This is a genomic window from Micromonospora sp. WMMD987 (genome assembly GCF_029581435.1).
GTDB lineage: Bacteria > Actinomycetota > Actinomycetes > Mycobacteriales > Micromonosporaceae > Micromonospora > Micromonospora rifamycinica.
Genome location: NZ_CP120861.1, coordinates 4,027,647 through 4,053,648, shown reverse-complemented (window position 1 = coordinate 4,053,648; position 26,002 = coordinate 4,027,647). Strand labels below are relative to the sequence as shown.

23 protein-coding genes are annotated in these 26,002 nt (G+C 71.9%); 14 read left to right on the top strand and 9 right to left on the bottom strand.

Annotated features, from left to right (window positions below; genetic code table 11):
* Position 1: 1 nt before the first annotated feature.
* The 3 genes from O7612_RS17095 to O7612_RS17085 form a co-directional block, all read right to left on the bottom strand.
* The gene (locus O7612_RS17095; protein ID WP_282265477.1) at positions 2-598 is read right to left on the bottom strand and encodes a polysaccharide deacetylase family protein; all 597 of its coding nucleotides are present in this window, start codon (positions 596-598) and stop codon (positions 2-4) included.
* Between the two features lie 7 nt (positions 599-605).
* On the bottom strand, positions 606-1,799 hold the full coding sequence (locus tag O7612_RS17090; RefSeq protein ID WP_282265474.1) for an endo-1,4-beta-xylanase: 1,194 nt from the start codon (positions 1,797-1,799) through the stop codon (positions 606-608).
* 312 nt (positions 1,800-2,111) lie between these two features.
* Positions 2,112-3,737 (bottom strand): glycoside hydrolase family 43 protein, encoded by a 1,626-nt coding sequence (locus O7612_RS17085; protein ID WP_282265472.1) that lies wholly within the window; start codon positions 3,735-3,737, stop codon positions 2,112-2,114.
* A gap of 244 nt (positions 3,738-3,981) precedes the next feature.
* Here O7612_RS17085 and O7612_RS17080 point away from each other — a divergent pair, with 244 nt between their 5' ends.
* The 5 genes from O7612_RS17080 (at position 3,982) to O7612_RS17060 (ending at position 9,364) form a co-directional block, all read left to right on the top strand.
* Positions 3,982-5,277, top strand: a complete 1,296-nt coding sequence (locus O7612_RS17080) for an extracellular solute-binding protein (protein ID WP_282265470.1) — start codon at positions 3,982-3,984, stop codon at positions 5,275-5,277.
* Positions 5,278-5,376: 99 nt separating this feature from the next.
* Positions 5,377-6,330 carry a sugar ABC transporter permease gene (locus O7612_RS17075; protein ID WP_282265468.1) on the top strand — a complete coding sequence of 318 codons (954 nt, stop codon included), beginning with the start codon at positions 5,377-5,379 and terminating at the stop codon, positions 6,328-6,330.
* On the top strand, positions 6,327-7,166 hold the full coding sequence (locus O7612_RS17070; protein ID WP_282265466.1) for a carbohydrate ABC transporter permease: 840 nt from the start codon (positions 6,327-6,329) through the stop codon (positions 7,164-7,166). Before O7612_RS17075 ends, O7612_RS17070 begins: the two co-directional genes overlap by 4 nt.
* A gap of 59 nt (positions 7,167-7,225) precedes the next feature.
* A complete protein-coding gene (locus O7612_RS17065; RefSeq protein WP_067306904.1) occupies positions 7,226-8,248 on the top strand; it encodes a LacI family DNA-binding transcriptional regulator in 1,023 nt (340 codons plus the stop codon).
* Positions 8,249-8,623: 375 nt separating this feature from the next.
* Positions 8,624-9,364: a cellulose binding domain-containing protein gene (locus O7612_RS17060; RefSeq protein WP_282265458.1), complete on the top strand. Its 741-nt coding sequence runs from the start codon at positions 8,624-8,626 to the stop codon at positions 9,362-9,364.
* A gap of 179 nt (positions 9,365-9,543) precedes the next feature.
* On the opposite strand, the gene O7612_RS17055 is transcribed toward O7612_RS17060, so the two are convergent.
* The 4 genes from O7612_RS17055 to O7612_RS17040 all read right to left on the bottom strand — a co-directional run bounded on the left by O7612_RS17055 (position 9,544) and on the right by O7612_RS17040 (position 14,697).
* A complete protein-coding gene (locus O7612_RS17055; RefSeq protein WP_282265456.1) occupies positions 9,544-10,008 on the bottom strand; it encodes a hypothetical protein in 465 nt (154 codons plus the stop codon).
* 117 nt (positions 10,009-10,125) lie between these two features.
* Complete coding sequence (locus O7612_RS17050) at positions 10,126-11,253, bottom strand: glycosyl hydrolase 53 family protein (protein ID WP_282265455.1); 1,128 nt, start codon at positions 11,251-11,253, stop codon at positions 10,126-10,128.
* A 173-nt stretch (positions 11,254-11,426) separates the two neighbouring features.
* Positions 11,427-13,670: a M4 family metallopeptidase gene (locus O7612_RS17045; protein ID WP_282265454.1), complete on the bottom strand. Its 2,244-nt coding sequence runs from the start codon at positions 13,668-13,670 to the stop codon at positions 11,427-11,429.
* Between the two features lie 196 nt (positions 13,671-13,866).
* Positions 13,867-14,697 (bottom strand): PIG-L family deacetylase, encoded by an 831-nt coding sequence (locus O7612_RS17040; RefSeq protein ID WP_282265452.1) that lies wholly within the window; start codon positions 14,695-14,697, stop codon positions 13,867-13,869.
* A 97-nt stretch (positions 14,698-14,794) separates the two neighbouring features.
* Here O7612_RS17040 and O7612_RS17035 point away from each other — a divergent pair, with 97 nt between their 5' ends.
* The 7 genes from O7612_RS17035 (at position 14,795) to O7612_RS17005 (ending at position 20,961) form a co-directional block, all read left to right on the top strand.
* Positions 14,795-15,418 carry a DUF1349 domain-containing protein gene (locus O7612_RS17035; protein ID WP_282265450.1) on the top strand — a complete coding sequence of 208 codons (624 nt, stop codon included), beginning with the start codon at positions 14,795-14,797 and terminating at the stop codon, positions 15,416-15,418.
* Between the two features lie 133 nt (positions 15,419-15,551).
* Positions 15,552-16,517: a helix-turn-helix domain-containing protein gene (locus O7612_RS17030; RefSeq protein WP_282265448.1), complete on the top strand. Its 966-nt coding sequence runs from the start codon at positions 15,552-15,554 to the stop codon at positions 16,515-16,517.
* 98 nt (positions 16,518-16,615) lie between these two features.
* On the top strand, positions 16,616-17,629 hold the full coding sequence (locus tag O7612_RS17025) for a helix-turn-helix domain-containing protein (RefSeq protein WP_282265446.1): 1,014 nt from the start codon (positions 16,616-16,618) through the stop codon (positions 17,627-17,629).
* Between the two features lie 108 nt (positions 17,630-17,737).
* Positions 17,738-18,544: an alpha/beta hydrolase gene (locus O7612_RS17020; protein WP_282265444.1), complete on the top strand. Its 807-nt coding sequence runs from the start codon at positions 17,738-17,740 to the stop codon at positions 18,542-18,544.
* The gene (locus tag O7612_RS17015; RefSeq protein ID WP_282265442.1) at positions 18,544-19,377 is read left to right on the top strand and encodes an alpha/beta hydrolase; all 834 of its coding nucleotides are present in this window, start codon (positions 18,544-18,546) and stop codon (positions 19,375-19,377) included. Before O7612_RS17020 ends, O7612_RS17015 begins: the two co-directional genes overlap by 1 nt.
* Position 19,378: 1 nt before the next feature.
* Positions 19,379-20,173, top strand: coding sequence for an alpha/beta hydrolase (locus O7612_RS17010; RefSeq protein WP_282265440.1), 795 nt, complete (start codon positions 19,379-19,381; stop codon positions 20,171-20,173).
* A complete protein-coding gene (locus tag O7612_RS17005) occupies positions 20,170-20,961 on the top strand; it encodes an MBL fold metallo-hydrolase (RefSeq protein ID WP_282265438.1) in 792 nt (263 codons plus the stop codon). Before O7612_RS17010 ends, O7612_RS17005 begins: the two co-directional genes overlap by 4 nt.
* 54 nt (positions 20,962-21,015) lie before the next feature.
* Here O7612_RS17005 and O7612_RS17000 read toward each other — a convergent pair whose 3' ends face one another.
* Both O7612_RS17000 and sthA read right to left on the bottom strand, forming a co-directional pair.
* A complete protein-coding gene (locus O7612_RS17000; protein ID WP_282265436.1) occupies positions 21,016-22,227 on the bottom strand; it encodes an ROK family protein in 1,212 nt (403 codons plus the stop codon).
* 133 nt (positions 22,228-22,360) lie between these two features.
* Complete coding sequence (gene sthA / locus O7612_RS16995) at positions 22,361-23,764, bottom strand: Si-specific NAD(P)(+) transhydrogenase (protein ID WP_282265434.1); 1,404 nt, start codon at positions 23,762-23,764, stop codon at positions 22,361-22,363.
* A gap of 198 nt (positions 23,765-23,962) precedes the next feature.
* On the opposite strand from sthA, the gene O7612_RS16990 reads away from it, so the two are divergent.
* Both O7612_RS16990 and O7612_RS16985 read left to right on the top strand, forming a co-directional pair.
* Positions 23,963-25,624: an LLM class flavin-dependent oxidoreductase gene (locus O7612_RS16990; RefSeq protein WP_282265432.1), complete on the top strand. Its 1,662-nt coding sequence runs from the start codon at positions 23,963-23,965 to the stop codon at positions 25,622-25,624.
* Positions 25,625-25,825: 201 nt separating this feature from the next.
* A complete protein-coding gene (locus tag O7612_RS16985) occupies positions 25,826-25,963 on the top strand; it encodes a hypothetical protein (protein ID WP_282265430.1) in 138 nt (45 codons plus the stop codon).
* Positions 25,964-26,002 lie beyond the last annotated feature (39 nt).

The window sequence follows — 26,002 nt, the reverse complement described above, 5'->3', positions numbered from 1 at the left end:
CTCAGTGGGCCGGCAGGGCGAACCGCCAGCGACGTGACCTCAGCACCGGTACGGCCCGGTCGACCGCGGCGACGCTCTGGCTGCGGTCCCCGCCGCCGTCGTGCAGCAGCACCACCGCGCCGGGGGTGACCCCGTCGAGCAGCCGGCGGACGAGTTCGTCGGTGCCCGGCGGCTCCCAGTCCCCGACGGCCAGCCGCCAGCCGAGCGGCCGCATGCCCAGCGCGGCGGCCACGGCGGGGCTCGCCCCCCACGCCCCGTAGGGAGCGCGGAAGTACCGGATCCGGGCGTCCGGCACGGCCCGCCGGATGGCCTCGTTGGTCTCCCGCAGATCCGCCTCGATCCGTTCGGGCGACCAGGAGGTCATGTCGTCGTGGTGCATGCTGTGGTTGCCCAGCCGGTGACCGTGGGCCACGATCCGGCGGACCACGTCGGGGTGGGCCTGCACCTGCTCACCGCAGAGGAGGAACACCGCCGTGATCCGGTGCCGCCGCAGGACGGTGAGCAGCCGCAGCGTGTCGGTGGGGTTCGGGCCGTCGTCGAAGGTGAGGCTGACCACCCGTCCGCCGCCCCGGGCCGTGTCGAGGATGTCGGCGCTCACCGCCGGCCTACCGGCGCGGCTTCGGCGTCGCCCGCATCCGTACGTACGGCGGGCCGGCGTAGATCAGGTCGGCCTTCATCACCTGGTAGGCCCGCTTGGGCTGGTAGTTCTCGTCGTAGATGGTGGCCAGGCCCTGCGGCGGGTCGTCGAAGGTGCCGGGCACCCAGGAGTGCCGGTCGGTGAAGCCCCAGACGGTGAACGACAGGCAGCGCGGCTCGGCCAGGCAGGCCTGCAACAGCACGTGGAAGTTCGCGGCGGACGCCTGGAGCCGCGGGTTGATCTCCTCGGAGTCGCCGGCCTGCACCCCGTCGGTCAACCGGCTGCGCACGTCGACCTCGGTGAACGCGGTGGACAGTCCCAGCCCGGCGAAGCGGTGCAGCGCGTCGGCGACCTGGAGGGTGTCGTAGTTGCCGTACTGGGTGCCCAGGTGGCCCTGGCTGCCGACCCCGTCGATCGGCACGCCCCGGGCCAGCAGCCCCTTGACCATGTCGTAGACGAACTGGGTCTTGTCGTTGGCCGGGTCGCCGGAGCCGAACGCCTCGATGTTGTAGTCGTTGTAGAACAGCAGGGCGGTCGGGTCGGCGGCGCGGGCCCAGCGGAACGCGTCCGCCACGTAGCCCGGGCCGAGGTGCTCGGCCCAGAAACCCTTGTAGTGCAGGGTGGGCGGGGTGTCCCAGGGGTCGCTGACCGCCTCGTTGACCACGTCCCACTGCCAGATCTTGCCCCGGTAGCGGCTGGCGACGGTGGTGATGTGCTTGCGCAGGATCGACCGCAGCTCGGTGTTGTCGATGGAGCCGTCGGCCACCCCGTCGGTCAGCCACTTCGGCAGCTGGCTGTGCCAGACCAGTACGTGGCCGCGGACCTTCTGGCCGTTACGTCGGGCGGTGGCGACGAGTTCGTCGGCCGCCGACCAGTCGTAGCTGCCCCGGGTGGGTTCCAGGGCCTCCCACTTCATCACGTTCTCCGCGGTGACCGTGGAGAACTCGTCGCGCACGATCTCCCGGTAGCGGGGTTCGGCCGGGTCGGCGAGGGCGGCCATGTCGACCGCGGTGCCCACGTACAGGCCGTGGCGCTGGCCCAGGGCGCGCAGGCTCTGCGCGGTCGGGTCGTACGGTCGCTGCGCCGTCGCCGGCACGGCGTTCAACACGCCGGCGGTCGCGACGGCGACCAACCCGGCAGCCATCCACCGTCTGAGCATCATCCGCGTTCCTTTCCCGGGGCACGTCGACGGGTCGACGGCGGTGAGGTGGGGGAGGGGTGCGGCACCGCCAGCGCAGCGCGCGGGGCCGGCCGCACCGGAGCCAACCGATAGTCGGCGATCAATTTCCGGAAGCCGACTGGAACGTTACGAGCGCGAGCCGGCCGGGTCAACCATCGAAACTTCCGGAACTCCTGGTCAGCGCGATGGACGATCATCGCAACAGTTTCGGCGGCGTGCGGTGCGGTGATGGGTGGGCGTCGCCGGGCACGCCCACGACCGGCCCCACCCGGAGCCGGTCGTGGGCGTGGTCGGTCAGTGTTCCCGGTAGGTGGCCAGGTCGAAGTCGGCGAATGCTCCGTCGCCGCCGAGGTCCTGGACCCAGAGGCCCAGGAAAGCCCCGGTGAACCCCCAGGCCGCCGGCTCGCCGTCGATGATCAGGGCGGCGTGTTCGTCGGACAGGATGGTCGCGTCCAGCTCGATCGGCAGCGGCTGCCAGCCGGCGCCCAGGTCGTAGCCGAAGCGCACCACCGGGCCGTCGAACTCCGCGCGCAGGCCGACCCGGGTCGCGTCACCGGTGTCGACGGTCAGCTCCGGGTGGGCGGTGCGCCGGCCGTTGTCGGAGCTGAGCAGCTCCAGGACGGTCCGCCCGTCGTCCGCCCGGGTCAGGTAGAGGTGGTGCCAGTTGAGGGTGTTGTAGTAGGCGGTGATGCCGGCCAGCTGGCGGTGGTCGACCGGGTCGAACTCGACCACGGTCTCCAGCGCGCAGCGGCTCGCGCCGACCCGGCGGGCGACCAGGCTGGGGGCCTGCCGGCCCACCGGGGACTGCCCGCCGTGCACCCGCAGGTGCGACGGGCGGCTCCGCAGGTCGATCCAGTCCGGGGTGGCCGGTCGGCGCAGCGTCGACCAGGACGGACCCAGTTCGGCGGTGTCGAAGTGGTCGGTGGCGGGCTCCGCCGGCCACGGGTGCGCCGGCAGGTCGGGCGCGGTGATCTCGTCCGCCGGCACCCCGCCGGGAATCCGGGGCCAGCCGCCCGTGGGCCATTCGACCTGCTGGATCGCGGTCTCCCGGCCCAGCACGCAGCTGCCCAGCGGGGAGTAGGGGCGACCGACCAGGTGGGCCAGGTACCACCCGCCGTCCGGGGTGCGGACCAGGCTGCCGTGGCCGGCCTTCTGCAACCGCAGGTCGGGCCGGCCGACCGAGGTGAGCAACGGGCCGTCCGGGTCCACCTCGTACGGCCCGAACAGCTCGCGGGAGCGGGCCACCGTGACCTGGTGCTCCCAGCTGGTGCCGCCCTCTGCGGTGATCAGCCAGTACCAGCCGTCGTGGCGGTAGAGGTGCGGACCCTCGGTGACCCCGACCGGGGTGCCGGTGAACAGGATGCGGGGCCGGCCGACGAGGCGACGGGTGGCCCGGTCGTACTGCTGGATCTCGATCCCGCCGAAGCGGTCCCGGCCGGGTCGCCAGTCGGCGCTCATGGCCAGCAGCCAGCTCGTGCCGTCGTCGTCGTGGAACAGCGCGGCGTCGAAGCCGCGCCCGTGCAGCTTGACCGGGTCCGACCAGGGGCCGGTGATGTCGGGCGCGGTGATCAGGAAGTTCTGCGGATCCCAGTAGCCGCTGGCGAAGCTGGCCACGTCGCTGTAGACGAGGTGGAACTCGCCGTCGTGGTAGGTCAGGTCGGGCGCCCACACCCCGTTGGAGTCGCCGCAGCCCCGCAGGTCGAGCAGGCGGCGGTCGGTGATGATCCCGCCCAGCGCCCGCCAGTGCACCAGGTCGCGCGAGTGGTGCAGGCGTACCCCCGGGTACCACTCGAAGGTCGAGGTGGCCAGGTAGTAGTCGTCGCCGACGCGCAGGATCGACGGGTCCGGGTGGAACCCGGAGAGCACGGGATTGCGGATCGACCGGGCAGCGGTCGCCACTTCAGCGGTGTCGGTCGACACGGGCACTCCTCTGGGCAGCTTTCGAAACTTTCGGGATCAGGTCCACGGTCTGTGCGGCCTTGCACACGCTAGCCGTTTTCGCCGCGATAGGACAGAGGGCTTGACCCGCGTGGAAACAGCTCGTAGCGTGCCCGCCATCGATCGGTAATACCGGCGACGCACTGGAAGTTCCGGAGATACACATTTCGAAACCGCCGGCCCGGCCGGCGCCCGAGCACCTCGTGAGTCCCTGAAGGGATGGATCATGTCAGCGCACCTCTCCCGCAGATCGCTGCTCGGCCTCGTTGGCGCCGGTGCCGGCGCCTATCTGCTCAGCGGCTGTAGTGACGACGCCTCCTCCGACGACCCGGACGCCCCGCAGACCATCAACTGGTGGCACATCCAGAACACCGAGCCGATGCTGCCGGTCTGGGCGGCGGTCGCCCAGGAGTACCAGGGCGCGCACAGCAACGTGAAGATCGAGATCCAGCCGCTGGAGAACGAGGCGTTCAAGGCCAAGCTGACCACCGCGACCCAGGCCGGGTCACCGCCGGACCTCTTCCAGTCCTGGGGCGGCGGGGTGCTCAAGCAGCAGGTCGACGCGGGTCTGGTCAAGGACCTCACCGAGACCATCGCCCCGTGGAAGGACGGCCTGCTGCCGCTCTCGCTGGAGCCCTACACGGTCGACGGCAAGATCTACGGGGTGCCGTTCGACATCGGCATGGTCGGGTTCTGGTACAACAAGGACCTCTTCGCCAAGGCGCAGATCACCGCGCCGCCGGCCACCTGGGCCGAACTCCTCGAGGTGGTCCGCAAGCTCAAGGCCGCCGGGGTCACCCCGGTCGCGTTGGCCGGCAAGGACAAGTGGCCGGCGCACTTCTACTGGGCCTACCTGTCGATGCGCATCGGCGGGCTCGGCGCGCTCCAGCAGGCCGCCAAGGACAAGAACTTCGAGACCCCCGACTTCGTGGCCGCCGGCGAGCGGTTCAAGGAGCTGATCGACCTCCAGCCGTTCCAGAAGGGCTTCCTCGGTGCCGAGTACGGCTCGCCGGACGGCCAGGCCGCGACGATGGGCAACGGCGGTGCCGCGCTGGAGCTGATGGGACAGTGGGCGCCGTCGGTGCAGGCGTCCAGCTCCACCAGCAAGAAGGGGCTCGGCGACAAGCTCGGCTTCTTCCCGTTCCCGGCCGTCGACGGCGGCAAGGGTAGCGCCACCGAGGTCTTCGGCGGGGGCAACGGCTTCGCCGTCGGCAAGGACGCCCCGCCGGCCACCATGGACTTCCTCAAGACCCTGCTCAGCGTCGACGTGCAGCGTCGTAGCACCAAGACCGGCGCGGTGCTGCCGACGGTCAAGGAAGCCACCGACGCCGTCGCCGACCCGAACAACAAGGTCGTCGCGCAGACCCTGGCCGCCGCCACCGGCTTCCAGCTCTACCTCGACCAGGCGTACCCGCCGGCCGTCGGTCAGCAGGTCAACGACAGCGTCGCCGCGCTGGTCGCCGGCAGCAAGTCGCCCGCGCAGATCCTCAAGGACATCACGCAGGTGGCGAAGACCCAGTAACGACGTCCCGTCCCATCGATCACCAGCCGCTGGCGAGAACTGAGTGGAGCAGGCATGACCACGCCATCGATCCTGTCGGATGCTGGACCCGGCGGCCGCGTGACCGAACCGTCGGGGCCGGGGCCGGGCGGCGTCCGCCGTACCGGCCGCCGGCCCCGGCCGGGACGCCGTCGAGCCCTGGCCGTCTTCCTGGCCCCGTCCCTGCTGCTGTTCCTGCTGCTGGTGCTCGCACCCATCCTGGTGGCCAGCTACGCCAGCCTGTACAAGTGGAACGGCTTCGGCCTGCCGGAGAACTTCATCGGGCTGGACAACTACACCCGCGCCTTCGGCGACCCGGTGTTCCGGGGCGACCTGTGGCACGGACTCATCCTGATCGTGCTCTCCCTGGCGGTGCAGCTCCCGGTCGCGATGGGCCTGGCCATGCTGCTCAACCAGCCGCTGCGCGGACGGGCCATCTACCGGGTGATCTTCTTCGCCCCGTACGTGCTCTCCGAGGTCACCACCGCGGTGCTGTTCAACCTGGTGTTCTCGCCGAACCGGGGGTTCGGTGACGCGATCTCCCGGTTCCTGGGGGCCGACGCCGGCGCCGTCTTCGCCGACCCGGACACCGTCCTGTACGCCGTCTTCCTGGTGGTCTCCTGGAAGTACTTCGGCCTCTACATGATCCTCTTCCTGGCCGCCCGGCAGAACATCCCCAAGGAACTCAACGAGGCGGCGGTCACCGACGGCGCCAGCGCCTGGCAGGCGTTCCGGCTGGTCACCCTGCCGTTGCTCGGTCCGACCATCCGGATCAGCGTGTTCCTGTCGGTCATCGGCACCATCCAGCTGTTCGACATGGTCTGGGTGCTCACCGGCGGCGGCCCGATCCACGCCTCGGAGACCATGGCCGTGACGATGTTCCAGTTCGGCTTCCGCCGCTTCGAGGTCGGCTACGCCAGCGCGATCAGCATCATCATGTTCCTCCTGAGCCTCGTCTTCGCCCTCGTCTACCAGCGCATCGTGCTGCGTCGTGACACCGAGGGCGCCCTCACCGTCCAAGGAGACCAGCGATGACCAGCCCGGCGAACCCTGCCCAGCGGGCCCGCCGCCTCCTGCTGCACCTCATCTCCATCGCCGTCGGCGCGCTCATCGTGGTGCCGGTCTGGTTCGGGGTGATCGGCGGGTTCAAGGACAACGGGCAGCTCTCCACCAATCCGCTCGGCCTGCCCGACCCGTGGGTGCCGGGCAACTACGTCGAGATCTTCACCGCCGGGGTGTTCTGGCGCAACGTGGGCAACAGCGTCTTCATCGCCGTGGCCAGCACGTTCGTCGTGGTCGCCGCGGCGGCGATGGCTGCGTTCGTGTTCGCCCGCTTCGCCTTCCGGGGGCGGGAGTTCCTGGTCACCCTCTTCGCGATCGGGCTGATGTTCCCGTTCGCGGTGGCGATCCTGCCGCTGTTCATCCTGCTGCGCGGGATGGGGCTGCTGGACAACCCGCTCGGGGTGATCCTGCCGCAGGCCGCCTTCGGTCTGCCGATCACGATCATCATCCTGCGCCAGTTCTTCCGGACCATTCCCGGTGAGGTCGAGGAGGCGGCGACCCTCGACGGCTGCGGCCCGTTCGGGTTCTTCTGGCGGGTGCTGCTGCCGATGGCCCGGCCGGCCCTGGCCACCGTCTCGGTGCTGGCCCTGGTGAGCAGCTGGAACAACTTCATGCTCCCGCTGGTGGTGTTCACCGACCAGAGCTGGTGGACGCTCCCGCTCGGGGTCCAGGCGTTCCAGGGCCAGTACTCCGACGACACCGCCAAGGTGCTCGCGTACGTCGTGCTGTCGATGGTCCCGGCGCTGGGCTTCTACGCCATCGCCGAACGTCAGCTCATCGGTGGGCTGTCCGGCAGCGTCAAGGGGTGACGCCGACCTGCTGCGATAGCCTTCTGCGACCGTAGTTCCCACCAGACGAAAGGGTGACCGTGGGCTCCGAGAACGGCAGGAACGTCACCATCGCGATGATCGCGCGGTTGGCGGGCGTCTCGGTGCCCACGGTCTCCCGGGTGATCAACGGCCGGTCGGACGTCGCCCCGCAGACCCGGGAACGGGTGGAGGAGTTGCTCACCCGGCACGGCTACCGTCCCCGCTCGGCTGCGCGACGTACCCAGTCCGCCCTGATCGACCTGGTCTTCAACGACCTGGACAGCCCCTGGGCGGTGGAGATCATCCGGGGGGTGGAGGACGTCGCCCAGGCCAGCGGGGCCGGCACCGTCGTCTCGGCCATCCACCGGCGTACCTCGTCGGCCAAGCAGTGGCTGGACAACCTGCGCACCCGCTCCACCGAGGGCGTCATCTTCGTCACCTCGATGGTGGAACCGCCGTTGCAGGCCGAGTTGCGCCGGCTGCGCCTGCCGGTGGTCATCGTCGATCCCGCCGGGGTGGCCCCCCAGGAGGCCCCGACGATCGGCGCCACCAACTGGGCGGGCAGCCTGCGCGCCAGCCAGTACCTGCTCGGCCTCGGTCACCGGCGGATCGGCTTCATCGCCGGCCCGCCGCAGCTGATGTGCAGCCGGGCCCGGATGGACGGCTACCGGGCCGCGCTCGACGCCGCCGGCCTCGCCATCGACGACCGCCTGGTCCGGCCGGGCAACTTCTACCACGAGTCCGGCTACACCGCCGGCATGCACCTGCTGGGCCTGCCCGAACCGCCCACCGCGATCTTCGCTTCCAGCGACCAGATGGCGCTCGGCGTCTACGAGGCGGTCCGCAAGCGCGGCCTGCGGGTGCCCGACGACGTCAGTGTGGTCGGCTTCGACGACCTGCCGGAGGTCAGGTGGTGCTCCCCGCCGCTGACCACGATCCGACAGCCGCTGGCCGAGATGGGCATGCTGGCCGCCCGTACCGTGCTGCGGCTGGCCCGGGGCGAGACGATCGAGAGCCCGCGCGTCGAACTCGCCACCGACCTGGTCGTCCGGGACAGCGCCGCCGCACCGCGCGGTCGCTGACCCCCGCCCCGGTCGGCTTTGCGGGTACCCCCGCTGGGCGGGTCCGTCGACCGATCGGACGGATTGCATCGACAGTCATCGAATGCCAGACTGTCCTGGCGTTGTCACGCTCAGGAGCCGGCGTGACCACTCGTGCGCTCGTCCGTCGGACACGCGAGGTGGCCGTGCCACCCTGCGCCGGGCAGTCCGCGACGGCGAGCACCTGACGGCGGCCCGCGACCCGTCGTCCCGTGGCACGCGGTCGGCCGGGCGTCCGGCAGCCGCCGGTCCACGGCGACCGGCGATGACCCCACCCACCCGCCCGCTGGGCGACAGAATCCGGCATCGCCGGCCCGTCCCGGCCGTCGGTGCCCCGCAACCCTCTCGGAGGTACGGATGCTCCGCACGCTCGGCGTGGTGCTGGCGACCACGACCCTGACCCTGGCCGGTTGGGCCGGCACCCTCACCGGCGCCCAGGCCCAGCCGGCGCTCTCGACCACCCCCCTTCCCACCCCCACCTACGCCTGCCCCCCGGCGCTGCCGGTCTCCGGGCAGTTCGTGTCGGCCAGCGCCACGAGCATCACCGTCCGGTACTCGATGCTGATGACGCCGCCGTGCGGCTACAACCCGCCGATGACCCTGGTCCTCTTCGCCAGCCAGGAGGACGCCGTGGCGTGGCGGAACCCGGTGGCCTCGGCGGTGTCCGGCCCGGAACGGCAGGGGGACATCACGGTCACCGGGCTGACCCCGGACAGCGCGTACTGGTACCGGTTCAGCGCCGGGGAGAAGCACGACCCGTACGTCATCAGCGGGCCGGTCCGGACGCTGCCGGCCGGGTCGGCGTCGTGCCGGGCGACGATCACCGTCGACAACCGCTGGACCGGCGGGTTCGCCGCCACGGTCACCGTGCGCAACACCGCCGAGGAGCCGCTCAACGGCTGGCAGGTCGACTGGCGGTGGTACGGCGACGAGCGTATCTCGGCCCTCTGGAACGGCGTGCTCAGCACCTCCGGCGCCGACGTCACGGTGCGCAACGCCTCCTGGAACGGCACGCTGGCCCCGGGTGCCAGCACGACGTTCGGCATGCTCGTCTGGACCAACGCGCCGGCCGCGCTGACGCTGAACTGCGGCCGGTGACCGTCAGCCCCGGTCGGCAGACGGCGGACCCGCCGCGCGCGTCCGCCACCGGGCGGGGCCGGGTCCGCACCACGGTGCCGTCGCCCACCGGGCGGCGGCACCGCGGTCGGTGCTCCGGACGGTGGGCGACCGGGCGGTCCCGGTGACCAGGGACGGGTCGACGCGGTGCGGCGACCGCGCTACGCGGTGAGCGACCCCGTGATCCGCGCGTACTCGGCGGCCATCTCCGGCGTGGCCAGGAAGTCGTCGAGCGCGGCCGAGACCCGGTAGTCGACCTCCTCGACAGAGCGCAGGGCGAGTTCGTGCAGCTCACCGCGCCGGTGCTCTTCCAGGTAGCTGGTCCAGTGCTCCAGCGCCGACAGCGCGATCAGCAGGCCCGGGTCCATGTCGCCGTCGGCGAGGATGCCCTCGTCGACGCGGTCGAGGTAGCCGCGCAGCTCGGTCGCGCCGGCCGTGGCGATCTGCTCCCGCGCGGCGGTCAGCGCCGCCCGGGCGTCCTCGTCCAGGTCGTCCGCGCCGGCCTCGTCGACCAGGTCGGCCGCCAGCAGGCGGGTGACGGTCGCCAGCCCGAAGGCGTGCAGGGCGTCCCCGTCGGCCGCGTCGACCAGCTCACGGATGGTCGCTTCGCACTCGTCGTATCGCACCGCGCCAGGGTAGTGCCCGGCCGGCGGGACGCCGACGGTGGCCGGGGTGCCGGCGGGACGCCGACGGTGGCCGGGGTGCCGGCCGGGACACCGCGCTCCGGCCGGCACCCGCGACGCCTACGGCCGCCAGCGGATGTTCGGGTTCACCTGTCCGGTCCAGTTGAAGATGGCCATGTTGTCCCACTGGTTGCCGGTGCCGTTGATGTTCGCCGGATCCCAGCCGTTGCCGGGCACCGCGTACCAGGTCGGCTCCCAGTAGAAGACCCCGATCGCACCGGCGTTGCGGGCGGTGTCCTGGACCCAGGAGAACTCGGTGGCCTGGCCGGTCCAGCTCGCCTGGTGACCCGCGCAGGGCTCGCCGCCGTTGATCGCGTTCGCCTCGTTGTCGGCGTTCGCGGCGGTGAACGGGTACGCCGTCTCGGTGAGCACCACCGGCTTGCCGTACCGGGAACGGACGTCGGTGATGACGTTGTAGAGGTTGGCCAGCGAGCCGTGCCACATGCAGTAGTACGACAGCGCGGTCAGGTCCCACTGCACGCCCTTGGCCCGGATGCCGTCGTAGAACCAGCGGGCGTGGTCCATGCTGTCCGCGTTCGCGGTGTGGATGATCACCTGGGTGCCGCCGTTGCACTGCTTCGTCGCCTGGTAGCCGGCCTTGAGCAGCAGGCTGAGGTTGGTGAAGTCGTTGTTGACGACCTTGCCGTCGTTCCAGAGCATGCCGACGTTGATCTCGTTGCCGATCTGCACGCTGTCCGGCGTGGTGCCCTGGTTGCGCAGGCTGGTGCAGACGTCGGAGGTGTAGTTGTAGACGTCGGTCTGCAGCTGGCCGATGCCGTGGTTGGCCCAGGCCGCCGGCTTGTACTGCTTGCCCGGGTCGGCCCAGGTGTCGGAGTAGTGGAAGTCGATCATCAGCTTGAGGCCCTTGGCCTTCACCGTCCTGGCGTACGCCAGCACCTTCTCCTTGTTGTTCCACCCGCTGGCCGGGTTGTTCCAGACCCGGAGCCGGACGTAGTTGACGCCGAGGCCCTTGAGGATGTCGAGCGGATCCCGGGCGGTGCCGCCGGCGTCGTAGTACCGCGCGCCGAGATCCAGGCTGCGCTGCACGGAGGAGACGTCCGCGCCGAGCATGGTCAGGGTGTTCGCGGCCGAGGCCGGTGCCGGTGGGCCGAGCAGGGCGGCGGGCAGGGCGACCGCCGCGAGGAACGCGACGGCCCAGGCCCGCAGGCGGGCGCGGTACGGAGTCATCCGGACCTCCTCGGTGGTGGTGTGGTGGGGGTGCCGCGCCGGTGCGGTGTCGACACCGCGACACCGATCGACATTGATGTATGACTATAGCGGCCTGCGGTGGTGCTGACCGTGGACACGACGCGGGGCGGGCCACCCGGGACGCCCCGGATGACCCGCCCACGGAACCGCTGTCAGAGGTTCAGGCTCCAACTGTTGAGGTAGCCGGTGTCCAGGCTCGCCGCGTCCTGGACCCGCAACTGCCAGCTCCCGTTCGCCGTCTCCGAGGAGAGGTTCACGGTGTACGTCTGGTCGATGTTGTCGGTGCTGCCCCCGGAGCGGTTCTGCAACGTGTACACGCTGCCGTCCGGGGCGATCAGGCTGACCACCAGGTCACCGATGTAGGTGTGCACGATGTGCACCTCGACCTTGCTCGCGGTCGACGGGGTCGCCGCGCAACCGCTGATCACGATGGTGCTCTGCACCGTCGAGTTGTCGGCGATCGGCACGTCGGTGCCGTTGCTGCCCGAGCAGCCCGGCAGCCCGTTCACCGTCACGTTCAGCGTGGTCGTCCGGGCCACCGAGGGGGCGGTGCCCACCACCGTGATCGGCACCGTGCCGCTGCCGGCGGTCGCGGCGGCGGTGACCGTGACGGTGGTCGACCCACCGGCGGTGACCGACGACGGGCTGAACGACACGCTCACCCCGGCCGGCAGCGGGCCGGTCGAGAAGGTCACCGTCTCGGCGGTGCCCCGGATCACCGTGGTGGAGACCGTGGCGGTGCCCGAGGTGCCCGGGTCGAGGGTCAGCGTCCCCGGGGCGACCGCGACGGAGAAGTCGTTGGCGGCGCACGACTCGGTGCCGGTCACGTTCACCGCGGTCCAGGCGGCCATCACGGCCTTGTACTCGGTGCTGCACAGGCCGTACAGGTCGGTGGCGGCCGACAGGGTGTGCAGGCGCGCGGTGTTGGTCGGCTGGGCGGTGTTGACGTAGCGGGTGTTCGAGACGAAGTACGCGTCCAGCGCGCGGAACCAGATCTTCTCCGCCTTCTCCCGGCCGATCCCGGTCACCGGTGGGGCGGAACCGCACAGCGGCGAGGTGCCGTACGGGGTCACGCCGGATCCCTCGGCCAGGTTGAAGAAGAAGTGGTTGGCCACGCCCGACGAGTAGTGCACGTCGAGGCTGTTGGTGCTGGTCGACCAGCAGCCGTGCGACGAGCCGTCCAACGTCGGGTTGTACATGTACCGCAGCGGTGCGCCGGTGCCCCGGATGTCGATCTTCTCGCCGACCTCGTAGTCGCCGGGATCGACCGGGGTGTTCGCGTAGAACTCCACCATGTTGCCGAAGATGTCGCTGGTGGCCTCGTTCAGGCCGCCGGACTCCCCGGAGTAGGTCAGGCCCCCGGGGACCACGTTCTCGGTGACGCCGTGGGACATCTCGTGCCCGGCCACGTCGAGGGCGACCAGCGGCTTGGCGTTGCCCGCGCCGTCGCCGTAGGTCATCTGCGCGCCGTCCCAGAAGGCGTTGACGTAGGCGTTGCCGTAGTGCACCCGGCTCGGCACGCCGGTGCCGTTGCCGAAGATGCCGTTGCGGCCGTGGACCTCGGTGAAGTAGTCGAAGGTCGTGGCCGCGCCGAAGTGCGCGTCGACCGCGGCGGACTGCCGGTTCGACGCCGCCCCGGTGCCCCAGACGTTGTCGGCGTCGGTGAAGGTGGTGCAGGTCGACGTGCCGTTGTTCATGTCGCAGGTGCGGCCGTTGCCCCGGGTCGGGTCGATCATGCTGTAGGTCGCGCCGGACTGGGTGGTGTCGATCGAGACCGGACCGGCGTAGATGCTGTTGCCGGTGCCGACGACGGACTCGATCTCGTCGTACGCGCCGATCCGCGCGCCGGTCAGGGCGTCGCTGATCACGTGGAGCCGGGAGGGGGTCTGCCCGTCCGGCGCCCACCCGGTGACCACCGTCTCCCAGGCGAGCCGCCCGGTGCCGCTGCTGGCGTCGACGAACAGCTCGGCCGCGCCGGTGCCGGTGACCCGGCCGGAGAACCCGGCGGTCGCCGCCTTGCGGGCCTCGGCGGCGCTGATCTTCGGGGTGGTGGCGAGGGTCAGCGGCGCGGCCAGGCCGACCGAGCTGCCCGCGTAGTCGCCGTCGGCCTCGGTACGGATGACGAAGTCCCCGCCGTAGACGCGGAGCCCGTCGTACGTGCGGGTGTAGCGGACCGCGCCGCGGCCCTGGGCGTCCCGCCTGCTGCTGTGTACGGCGTAGCGGTCCTTCGCCGAGGCCCTGACGGCTCGGGTGTGCTCCTTCAGGGCGGCGTCGGCGGCGGCGACCAACGCCGGTGCGGGGTTGGTGGGCGGGGCGGCGGACGCGCTCGTGGTGGTGACCACGAGCCCACTGCCGACCAGCACGGTGACGCCGGCCAGCGCTAGGGCTGATCTCAAACTGACCTCCCCAATCCGAGATGCTTTCGCATCTTTCGATAGCGCGATCATCGTCGGCCGGGGAGGGTCTGTGAAGACGGTTGTCGATGGATATTCATACCGGATCGTGCATCCCGGTGATGCTATGACCGAAGAGTTGTGACCGGGGCGTTCCGGTCCGGTTAAGGAGGGAACACCCCGGCAACAGTCCGGCCCGTCAGCGCAGGCCGGCGAACAGGTCGTCCTCGGGCAGCGCCGCCCCGGTGGTGTCGCGGACCCGCACGAAGGTCTCCCGACCCATCAGCTCGACGAACCGGTCCTGGCCCAGTTGCAGGAAGAAGATGTTCTCGGTCTGGCTGGCATGGGCGGCCAGCGCGTCGAACTTCTGCGCACCGTGGCTGCTGGTGTCCACCCAGGTGGTGATCTCCTCGTCGGGCAGGCCGAGCTGCGGTCCCGGCTCGTCCGCCGCGTCCGGCTCGGCCCAGTCGATGCCGAGTTCCTTCATCACCCGGCCGAACTCCGCGAACGCGTTCCGCGGGACGGTCGTCCAGTAGACCTTCGCCGGGATGTCGGTCATCGCCACGGCGGCCATGGTGATCCGGTGCGCCTGGATGTGGTCCGGGTGGCCGTAGAAGCCGTTCTCGTCATAGGTGACCACCACGTCCGGCCGGTAACGGCGGATCAGCTCCGCCAGCCGGTCCGCCGCCTCCACCACCGGCGTGGTCCAGAACGCGCCGGGCAGCTCGTTGGTCGGCCAGCCCATCATCCCGGAGTCGGCGTAACCGAGGGTCTCCAGGTGGGTGACCTTCAACGTCGCGCAGCTGGCCTCCAGCTCGCGCTGCCGCATGGCCACCACGGCGGCCGGATCGTGCCCCGGGTCACCCGGCTTCACCCCGCCGGGGCCGTCGCCGCACCGGCCGTCGGTGCAGGTCACGAGCACTGTCGTGATGCCTTCCGCCGCATACCTGGCCAGCACGCCACCGGTGCTCGTCGCCTCGTCGTCGGGGTGCGCGTGTACCGCCATCAGGGTCAGACCTCGCTCAGCCATGCCCTCACCCTAGGCGTCCCGATCGACGACGGTGGGTACCGGCCCGGGCGGGTCACCGGGGCGACGTGGGCGGGGGCGCCCACGGACAATGGACGCCATGACCACCACCTGGAACGTACCGGGCCTACCGTTCGCCGTGTCGCCGTCCCCCGGGACGGCGTGGACGGTCGCCGAGGAGAGCGGCACGGTGACCGCCATGGCGACCCCGCACAGCGACATCTTCATCGACCCGGGTGCGGGCACCCCGTCCGACGTCGGGGCGACGCTCGACGCGCCGACCCTGCTCGGCCTCCCCCCGGACGGCGACTTCCAGTTCAGCGCGCGGGTCACCGTCGACTTCACCGCCACCTACGACGCGGGGGTGCTGCTGCTCTGGGTCGACGAGCGGCACTGGGGCAAGCTCTGTTTCGAGTTCTCTCCCGACGGCACGCCCATGATCGTTTCGGTGGTCGCCCGGGGGGTCGCCGACGACGCCAACGCCTTCGTCGTCGACACCCGCACGGTCTGGCTGCGGGTGTCCCGGATCGGCCACGCGTTCGCCTACCACGCCTCGGTCGACGGGCGGAGCTGGCGGATGGTCCGGCACTTCACCGTCGACGGCGCGGCCACCGCCACGATCGGCCTCGAGGCGCAGTCGCCGACCGGGGACGGCTGCCGGGTCACCTTCGACGACATCCGGTTCACCCGCGACCGGCTGGCCGACCTGCGCGACGGCTCCTGAGCCACCGACCCGGCGGGCACCCGGCGGTGCGGGGCGGTGGGCGGGTCGTGCCCGCCGTCGACCGCTCCGGCCGTGTGCCCGCCGCCTGAACTATCCTCTGTGGTGGGACGCCCGGACAGTGGGAGCGGAACTCATGGCGTACGTTCTCGACACCGCCGACATCCCACCGGGGGACCGGATCGAGGCCGTCTACACCGCGATGATGTACGCGTCCGCGCCGTGCCACGTCATCCACGAGGATCCCGGCGGCGACGTCTTCTGCCGGATGGAACTGTGGGACCTGGGTGGCGCGAACATCTTCACCAGCCGCTCCTCGGGGATCCGGTTGTTGCGGACGGCCAAACTCGCCAGGCAGGACGCGATGCCGGTCGTCGCGCTGTCGGTCCAGCACCACGGCCACGGCCACCTCGAACAGCACCGGCACCTTCAGGTGGTCCCGCCGGGCGAACTCCTCGCCGTCGACCTGTCCGGGCCGTACGACTACTCGTGGTCCGGCACCGGGGCGGCCCGGTGCGTCCAGATCCCCAGCGACCAGCTCGGGCTGCCGATCGACGTCGTCCGGCGGGCCATCCACCGGCTGCGGGCCAGCCCGCTGTACCGGATGGTCACCGACCACATCACGAACCTCACCCGGGAGCCGGCGCGGATCACGGCCGATCCCGCGGCGGCGGTCGTCACCACCACCACGATCGAACTGGCCCGCGCCCTGCTGACCTCCGCCGGTCACGCCGAGCGGCTCACCGGCCAGGTGCTCGCCGAGACCCTGCTCACCCGGGTCCGTACCTACGTCCGACAGCACCTGGCCGATCCCGACCTCACGCCGGGCCACATCGCGGCGGCGCACAACGTGTCCCTGCGCCACCTGTACAAGGTGTGCGCGGACGCCGACATCAGTCTCGAACAGTGGATCATCAGCGAACGGCTCCAGCGCGTGTGGCACGACCTCCGGCAGCCGCACCACCAGCGGCTGCCGGTCGCCGTGATCGCCCGTCGCTGGGGGTTCCGGGATCCGACCCACTTCGCCCGACGGTTCAAGGCCCGGTACGGCGTCTCACCGGGCCAGTGGCGGCGGTTGGCCGGGCAGGACCCGTCCCGCTGATCGTGCACGGTGGGAAACAGCCGTGCACGCAGGGCCGGTTCCCGCCCCGCGCCGCCGGCGCTACCTTTCCCCTCGCCAGTTGCGGATGGGGGAGGGCCATGCTCGTTCTCGACACCCGGGCACTGCCGGTCGGCGACCGCGCCGAGGCGTTCCAGGCCACGGTCAGCGCCAACTGCTCGTCCAGCATGGCGTCGTTCGAGAATCCGGACGCGATCCGGGCCCGGATGACCGTCTCGGACTTCGGCCCGGCGAAGGTCTTCAACATCGACGCATCGGGTGTCACGCTGCGTCGGACGCCGCGCATCTCGCGGTCCTCCACCGAGTCGTCCATCGTGTTGGCACTGCCGATGCGCACCGACAACCAACTCACCTGGGCACGGGAGGAACGACTGTTCGGTCCCCGGGACCTGATGCTGGTCGACCTGTCCCTGCCCTACGTCTACGGATGGCGGGGCGGCGGGGCCTCCTACGCGCTGCACGTCGACGTGGACCACCTGGGCCTTCCCCGGGACATGATCCACGCCGCCGCCCGGGAACCGCGTCGTAGCCCGCTCTACGACCTGGTGCGTGACCACGTCGCCCGGGTGACGACCCAGGCCGAGCAGTTGGCCGCCACCGCCGCCGCGGCCGAACTCGGGGTCGCCTCCGCCGAACTGATGCGGGCGTTGGTGGTCTCCGCCGCCGGCGGTGGCCGACCGCTGCGTGACACGATGCACTCCTCGATGCAGGCCCGCGTCGAGGCGTACGTCCGGGCCAACCTGCGCGACCCCGATCTCAGCCCGGCCCGGATCGCCGCCGCCAACGCCATGTCCCTGCGCGCCCTCTACACGTTGTACGAGAGCATGGGGCAGAGCCTGGAGCAGTCGATCATCGAGCAGCGGCTGCGGGGCGCCCGTGCCGACCTGACCGCCTCGCACCGCCGGTTCACCTCCATCGCCGCGGTCGCCCGGGCCTGGGGCTTCGCCAACCCGAGCTTCTTCTCCAGCAGGTTCCGCCGCGCCTTCGGCGTCTCACCCCGGCAACTGGTCGCGGCGACCGCCGCGGCCGCGGACCCCGCCGCCGTCCGACCGGGACGCGACCGCGTGCCGACCGGTGCCGACGGCGTGCGCTGACACGACAGAGCCGTGCGTCGTCAGCACACCGTGGACGCCACGACGGTGCGACATTGCTCACCTGGCCGGCCGGACGGCGGCCGGCAGGGTGAGGAGCAAGGAGTTCCGATGTTCAGATCCACGTGGAAACGGTCGTGGGCGGCCCTGGTCGCGGTGGTCGTGCTGGTGCTCGGCGCGGCCGGTTCCGCCGCCGCGGGCCGCGGCGGCGACAGCGGCCCGAAACCCACCGTCGTGCTCGTGCACGGCGCGTTCGCCGACGCCTCCGGCTGGTCCGGCGTCGCGGGCAACCTGACGCGCCGGGGGTACCCGGTGCTCGCGCCGGCGAATCCGCTGCGCGGTGTCGACTCCGACACCGCCTACCTGCGCAGCGTCCTGGCCACCGTGGACGGCCCGATCGTGCTGGTCGGCCATTCCTACGGCGGGTTCGTGCTCACCACCGCGGCCACCGGCAACCCGAACGTGAAGGCGCTGGTCTACGTCGCCGCGTTCGCGCCGGACGCCGGTGACACGGTCGGCGGCCTGTCCACCCGGTTCCCCGGCAGCCTGCTCGGCCCGGAGGCGCTCGACGTCCGCCCCTACCCGGGCGGCGACGACGGCTACCTCAAGGCCTCGCTGTTCCGGGAGGTCTTCGCCGCCGACGTGCCGGCCCGCACCGCGGCGGTCATGGCCGCCACCCAGCGCCCGTCCGAACTGGCCACCCTCGGCCAGCCCGCCGGTGAGCCGGCCTGGCGGACCATCCCGACCTGGACCCTGGTCGCCCGGGACGACCGGGTCATCCCGGCCGCCGCCCAGCGGTTCATGGCGCAGCGGGCGCACGCCCGGACGACCGAGGTGAAGGCCTCCCACGTCGTCATGGTCTCCCAACCCGACCGCACCACCGACGTCATCCTCGCCGCGATCCGGGGGGTCTCCTGATGCCGTACGTGACCACCGCCGACGAAGCCCGGATCTTCTACAAGGACTGGGGGGCCGGACGTCCGGTCGTGCTCAGTCACGGCTGGCCGCTGAACTCCGACAGTTGGGAGGCCCAGGCGCTGTTCCTGGCCGGCAACGGCTTCCGGGTCGTCGCCCACGACCGCCGCGGGCACGGTCGGTCCACCCAGACCTGGCACGGCAACGAGATGGACACCTACGCCGACGACCTGGCCACCCTGCTCGACGCGCTGGACCTGCGGGACGTCGCCCTGGTCGGCTTCTCCACCGGCGGCGGTGAGGTGGCCCGGTACGTCGGTCGGCACGGCACCGCCCGGGTCGCGCAGGTCGCGCTCGTCTCGGCCGTACCACCGTTCATGCTGCGGACGCCGGACAACCCGCACGGCGTGCCGGTGGACGTGTTCGACGGTATCCGGGCCGGTTCGCTCGCCGACCGCTCCCAGCTCTACCGCGACCTGGCCGACGGGCCGTTCTTCGGCAACAACCGGCCCGGCGCGGACGTCTCGGCCGGTATCCGGGAGGCGTTCTGGTTGCAGTCGATGGCCGCCGGGCACCGCAACGCCTACGAGTGCATCGCCGCCTTCTCGGCCACCGACTTCCGCCCCGACCTTGACGCGATCGACGTGCCGACCCTGGTCATCCACGGCGACGACGACCAGATCGTGCCGTTCCCGGTGGGCGGCCAGGCGTCCGCCGCGCGGATCCCCCATGCCCGGTTGCTGGTCTACCCGGGTGCCCCGCACGGGATCACCGACACCCACCGCGAACAGCTCGGCCGCGACCTGCTCGCCTTCCTGTCCGGAAAGGACGCCTGACATGGCACCCGACACCATCGTGCTCGTGCACGGCTTCTGGGTCACCCCGCGCAGCTGGGAGCACTGGATCCGCCACTACGAGAAGCGGGGCTTCCGGGTCCTCGCCCCCGCGTATCCCGGCTACGAGGTCGAGGTCGAGGCGCTCAACGCGGATCCGACGCCGATCCTGCGCTCCACCGTGCCGCAGATCATCGACCACTACGAGAGCATCATCAGCAAGCTGCCCACCCCGCCGGTCATCATCGGGCACTCCGCCGGCGGCGCGTTCACCCAGATCCTGCTCGACCACGGTCTGGGCGCGGTCGGTGTCGCCATGAACTCGGCACCCACCGAGGGGGTGCGGGTGGTGCCCCTGTCCCAGGTGAAGTCGACGTTCCCGGTGCTCAAGAGCCCGGCGAACCGGCACCGGGCGGTGCCGCTGACGTTCGAGCAGTGGCAGTACGCCTTCACCAACACGTTCAGCGAGGAGGAGGGGCGGGCGCTGTGGCAGCGGTACGCCATTCCGGCCAACGGCGGCATCCTCTGGGGCAGCGTGCTGGCCAACTTCCAGCCCGGTCACCAGGACACCTGGGTGGACTACCACAACGACGACCGGGCGCCGCTGCTGTTCGTCTCCGGCTCGGAGGACCACATCATGCCGCCGGCGGTCCAGGAGTCGAACGCCCGGCACTACCGGTCGCGGACCGTCACCGAACGCCGGGAGTACGACGGCTACGCCCATCTGCTGCCGGCACAGCAGGGCTGGGAGACGATCGCCGACGAGGTGCTCGACTGGGCGCTGCGGCACGCCCGGTGACCGAACTGCGGATCACCCATGTGGGCGGGCCGACGACGCTGGTCGAGGTGGGCGGCTGGCGGATCCTGACCGACCCGACGTTCGACGTCCCCGGCCGGACCTACCGGTTCGGCTGGGGTACCGCCTCCCGCAAGCTGACCGGCCCGGCCGTCCCGGTGGAGTCCCTGGGCCACCTCGACGCGGTGCTGCTGACCCACGACCACCACGGCGACAACCTCGACGACGCCGGGCGGGCGCTGCTGCCCTCGGTCGGCCGGGTCGTGACCACCGTCGCCGCGGCCCGCCGCCTCGGCGGACCGGCCAGCGGACTGCGGGCGTGGGACAGCACCGAACTCGTCGCGCCCGGCCGGCCGACCGTCGAGGTGACCGCGACCCCGTGCCGGCACGGGCCGCCGCTGAGCCGCCCGGTGGCCGGTGAGGTGACCGGTTTCGTGCTGCGGTGGCCGGGGCAGCGGCACGGTGCCCTCTGGTTCACCGGGGACACGGTGCTGTACCGGGGGGTACGCCAGGTGGCCGAGCGGTTCACCGTCGGCACCATGGTGCTGCACCTGGGCGCGGTGCGGTTCGGGCTGACCGGGCCGCTGCGCTACACCATGAGCGCCACCGAGGGCGTCGAACTGTGCACCCTGGTGGGGGCGCACACGGTGCTGCCGGTGCACTACGAGGGCTGGGGCCATTTCACCGAGGGACGACCGGCCGTCGAGGCCGCGTTCGACGCCGCACCGGAGGCGGTCCGGCGCAGCCTGCGCTGGTTGACCCCGGGCGAGGCCACCACCCTGCGGGTCTGATCGGAACCCCGGCGCCGGCACCCCGGCCGGCGCCGGGCCGAGCGGCCGGGGTGTTCAGCCGACCCGGACGCCCAGCGGGTCGGCGAGCAGCCGGGCGAAGCCGAGTTCCGCCGCGCCGACCAGGGTGGCGTCGTCGCCGAGGGCGCAGACCCGTAGTTGGGCCCGGGTCCGGGAGACCGGCAGGACGTTGGCGGCGATCCTCCGCTGGACGTGGGGGGCCGCGCCCCGGTACACCTCGCGCAGCACGCCGCCGAAGACCACCATGCCGGGGTTGAACAGGTTGATCACGTTCGCCACCCCGATGCCCAGCCAGTCGCCGACGGTCCGCAGCGCGTCGCGGGCCGCCGGCTCGCCGCGACCGGCCGCCTCGACCACCTCGCGGACCGCGTCCCGGCCGATCAGGTCGGCGGGCCGACCGGCGGCATCGAGCAGCGCCCGCTCGCCGACCTCCGCCTCCAGGCAGCCGCGTGAGCCGCACCCGCAGGGCCTGCCGTCGTACGGGTTGACCAGCATGTGGCCCACCTCGGAGCCGTACCCGCCGTCGCCGCCGAGCAGTTCGCCGCCCACGATGATCCCGCCACCGACTCCGACGTCGCCGTGCAGGTAGACCAGGTTCCGCACCCCGACGCCCACGCCGCGCTGGTGCTCGGCCAGCGCGCCCAGGTGCGCCTCGTTGCCGACCAGCACCGGCAGGCCGAGATCGAGCCGACGCTCCAGTTCCGCGCCGAACGCCTGGTCCACCCAGCCCAGGTCCGGGCCGAACCGCACCATCCCGTCGCCGGGCCGGATCATCCCGCAGTACGACGCGCCGACCCCCGCGCAGACCGCCCCCTCGGCCGCCGACCGGTGCAGCTGACGCCCCAGGTCGGCCAGCACCCCCACCACGGTCTCCAGGTCGACCCCCGCCCGGGTCCGGTGCGCCTCCCGGCGGTCCTGGATCTCCCCGCCCAACCCCACCCGGGCGGCCACCAGCCGGTCCACCGCGATGTCGAAGGCGAGCACGTACACCCGGTCGGACGCCGGCCGGACCACCAGGGACGGTCGCCCGGCCCGGCCGGTCAGCTCGGGGAAGCCCTCGCGCACCAGCCCGGCCGCGACCAGCTCCGAGGTGAGCGCCAGGACGGTGCTGCGGTTGACGCCCAGCCACTCGGCCAGCCCGGCGCGGGACACCGGCCCGCCGAGGTGCACCCGCCGCAGCAGCGCCCCCAGGCTCCGGCGGCGGCTGTCCCCCGGCGGCTGCCCGTCCACGGTCGGACTCTTCGGCATCACGAGACGGACCCTGTCGATCGGTGGCTGACGGCCCGTCGAGCGTAGTTGCCGGTGCCCCGGTGGGTCACCTCGCGCCCCGGCCCGGGGCCGCGTGCCGGTCGCGGCGCGCGGCCCCGGGCCGGGGGAGCGGTCAGCCGTCGATCCGGGTGATGTTGCGGATCTTGTTGGCCGCGTCCAGGGCGGCGACCTTGTACGCCTCGGACAGCGTCGGGTAGTTGAACACCGTGTCGATCAGGTAGTCGACCGTCCCACCGCAGCCCATCACCGTCTGCCCGATGTGGACGATCTCGGTCGCGCCGGTGCCGAACACGTGCACCCCGAGCAGCCGACCGTCCTGCGGGGAGACGAGCAGCTTCAACATGCCGTACGAGTCGCCGACGATCTGCCCCCGGGCCAGTTCGCGGTAGCGGGCGATGCCGACCTCGAACGGGGTCGCGCTGTTGGTCAGCTCGTCCTCGGTCTTCCCGACGAAGCTGATCTCCGGGATCGTGTAGATGCCGATCGGCTGCAGCTCCTGGAGTTCGCGTACCGGCTCCCCGCACGCGTGCAGCGCCGCCATCCGGCCCTGCTCCATCGAGGTGGACGCCAGCGCCGGGAAGCCGATCACGTCACCCACCGCGTAGATGTGCTCCACGCTGGTGCGGTAGTGCTCGTCCACCGCGATCCGGCCGCGCTTGTCGGCCTCCAGCCCGGCCGCGTCGAGGGCGAGGTTGTCGGTCTGTCCCTGCCGGCCGGCGGAGTACATGACCGTGTCGGCGACGATCTTCTTGCCGCTCTTGAGGATGCACAGCGCCGCCGTCTGGTGCTTCTCCACCGCGGCGACCTCCTCGCCGAAGCGGAACGTCACCGACAGGTCACGCAGGTGGTACTTGAGTGACTCGACGATCTCCTCGTCACAGAAGTCGAGCATCGCGTCACGGCGTTCCACCACGGTCACCTTGGTGCCGAGCGCGGCGAACATGGAGGCGTACTCCATGCCGATCACGCCCGCGCCGACCACCACCATGCTGCGCGGCACCGCCTGGAGGTTGATCACCCCGTCGGAGTCGACGATCGTGCGGTCGTCGAAGTCGACGCTGTCCGGTCGGGCCGGCCGGGTACCCGCCGCGATGACGATCTTGTCGAAAGTGATCTTCGACTCGTGCCCGGAGCCGCCGTCCACCCAGATCGAGTGCGGGTCGGCGAACCGGCCGGTGCCGGTGATCAGCGCGACCCGGTTACGGGCCAGCTGGTTGCGGATGACGTCGGTCTGCCGGTTGATCACGTGTTGCGTCCGGGCGGCCAGGTCGCCGACCGTGATCTCCTCCTTGACCCGGTAGCTGCTGCCGTACAGGTCCCGCTGACTGAGGCCGGTCAGGTAGAGCACGGCCTCGCGGAGCGTCTTGGAGGGGACGGTGCCGGTGTTGATGCACACCCCACCGATCATGTCGCGGCGGTCCACGATGCCGACCCGCCTACCGAGCTTCGCGGCGGCGATGGCCGCCTTCTGACCGCTGGGCCCGGAGCCCAGCACCAACAGGTCGTAGTCATACACGGCTCCTAGCCTCGCAAGCAGGCGCAAGATCCGCCAGTCGTGGTCGTCCCGCCGGGACCGCCGTTGCCCGGTGCGGTGCCGCCGGCCGGCGCTACGTTGGCAGGGTCGCCCCGGCCCACCCGGCCGTGGTCGCGCCCCGGGTGGGACGCGCCGACGGGCGACCCGGGACGCGACGAGGGGACAGGTGACGGCAGCGTCATGACCGACTACGGACACGAGTTGCTGTTCGGCGCCTTCCTCACCCCCGACGCCCGGCAGCCGGAGCAGGTCGTCGCCCGGGCCAGGTTCTGCGAGCAGGTGGGTCTGGATCTGGTCACCTTCCAGGACCACCCCTACCAGCCGGGTTTCCTCGACACCTGGACGCTGATGTCCTACCTGGCGGCGGCGACCAGCCGGATCCGGCTGGCCGGCAACGTGCTCAACCTGCCGCTGCGGCAGCCGGTGGTGCTGGCCCGCAGCGTCGCCAGCCTGGACCTGCTCAGCGGCGGCCGGGTCGAACTCGGCCTCGGCGCGGGCGCGTTCTGGGACGCCATCGAGGCCAACGGGGGCCGCCGGCTCGCCCCCGGCCAGGCGGTCGACGCGCTGGACGAGGCGATCCGGATCATCCGGGAGGTGTGGGCCGCCGACCGGCGGGGCGGGGTGCGGGTCGACGGCGGGCACTACCGGGTGGTGGGCGCGAAGCGCGGTCCCGCTCCGGCGCACCCGGTGGGGATCTGGGTCGGCGCGTACAAGCCGAGGCTGCTGCGGCTGGTCGGGCGGCTGGCGGACGGCTGGTTGCCGTCGCTGTCGTACCTGCCGCAGGGGCCGGCGGGACTCGCCGACCTCACCGCGCTGGTCGACGAGGGCGCGACGGCGGCCGGGCGGGAGCCGGCGGAGGTGCGGCGGTTGCTGAACGTCTCCGGCCGGTTCGCCCGTACCGGCGCGGGTTTCCTCGACGGGCCGCCGCAGCAGTGGGTGCGGGAGCTGACCGACCTGGTGCTGGCCCACGGCACCTCCGGGTTCATCCTCGGCGCGGACGACCCGGCCAGCCTCCAGGTGTTCGCTCAGGAGGTCGCCCCCGCCGTCCGCGAGCTGGTCGCCGCCGAGCGCAGCGCGGCGACCGGTCCGGATCCGGCGGGATCGGGGTCGACCGCCCGGGTCGACCCGGACGAGGGGGTCCGGGCCGGATCGGGCGCGGGTTCACCGGTGGTGCGCTCCGACGGGCCGGCCGGTGGGCGGGCCCGGGAAGCCGTCCGGGCCGGGGAGACGGCCGGACTGGCGGTCACCCCCACCCCCGCCCCGCAGGTACGGCACAGCGACCACCGGCTCTGGGACGAGTCGACCCGGCCGGTCGCCCCGCCGGCCCCGGCCGGGCACGTCTACTCCCCGCAGGCCCGGGCCGTCGGCGGGCACCTGGTCGACGTGCACGACAACCTGCGTCGGGAGCTGAGCGAGATCCGCGACCTGCTCGACCAGGTCCGCCGGGGGGTGGTGTCCGCCGGGGAGGCCCGGGGCGTGCTCAACCGGATGACCCTGCGGCAGAACAACTGGACGCTCGGGGCGTACTGCGCCGCCTACTGCACGCTGGTCACCCAGCACCACGGGCTGGAGGACGACGCGATCTTCCCGCACCTGCGGCAGGCCGATCCGGGGCTGGTCCCGGTGATCGACCGGCTGGAGCAGGAACACGTCGTCATCCACGAGGTCGTCGAGGGCGTCGACCGGGCGCTGGTCGCGCTGATCGGCGACCCGGAGCGGCTCACCGGCCTCCAGCAGGCGGTGGACGTGCTCACCGACACCCTGCTGTCGCATCTGTCCTACGAGGAACAGAGCATCGTCGAACCCCTGGCCCGGTACGGCTTCTACCCCGGCCAGCTCTGACCGACGCGCCGACCGGCCCGGCTGGTCGAGCCGGCCCGGACCGGTCCGGCCCACGGGTGACGAGGCGGAGCGGTCGGTGCGTGCCGGCGTTCGGCGTGCCGTGCCATAATTCCGGTGGCGCCCGTGGAGGTCATCCCCGGGCCCGGGGGGCCGCCTCCGCACCACGCGGACGGCGGGGGACACCGACCCCCGGAGGCCACAGTGGATCCCACCTTTTTCGCCGATCTCGTCGACCTGCTCGACGGCCTGCTGCAACTGGGCGCGGCGGCACTCAGCCTCACCACCGCCGTGGTGGTGGCCCGGGCCGGCCGTCGTTCGGGCCGCCAGCGCGACGACTGACCCGACCGCGACTGACCCGACCACGGTGGACGGTGGGCG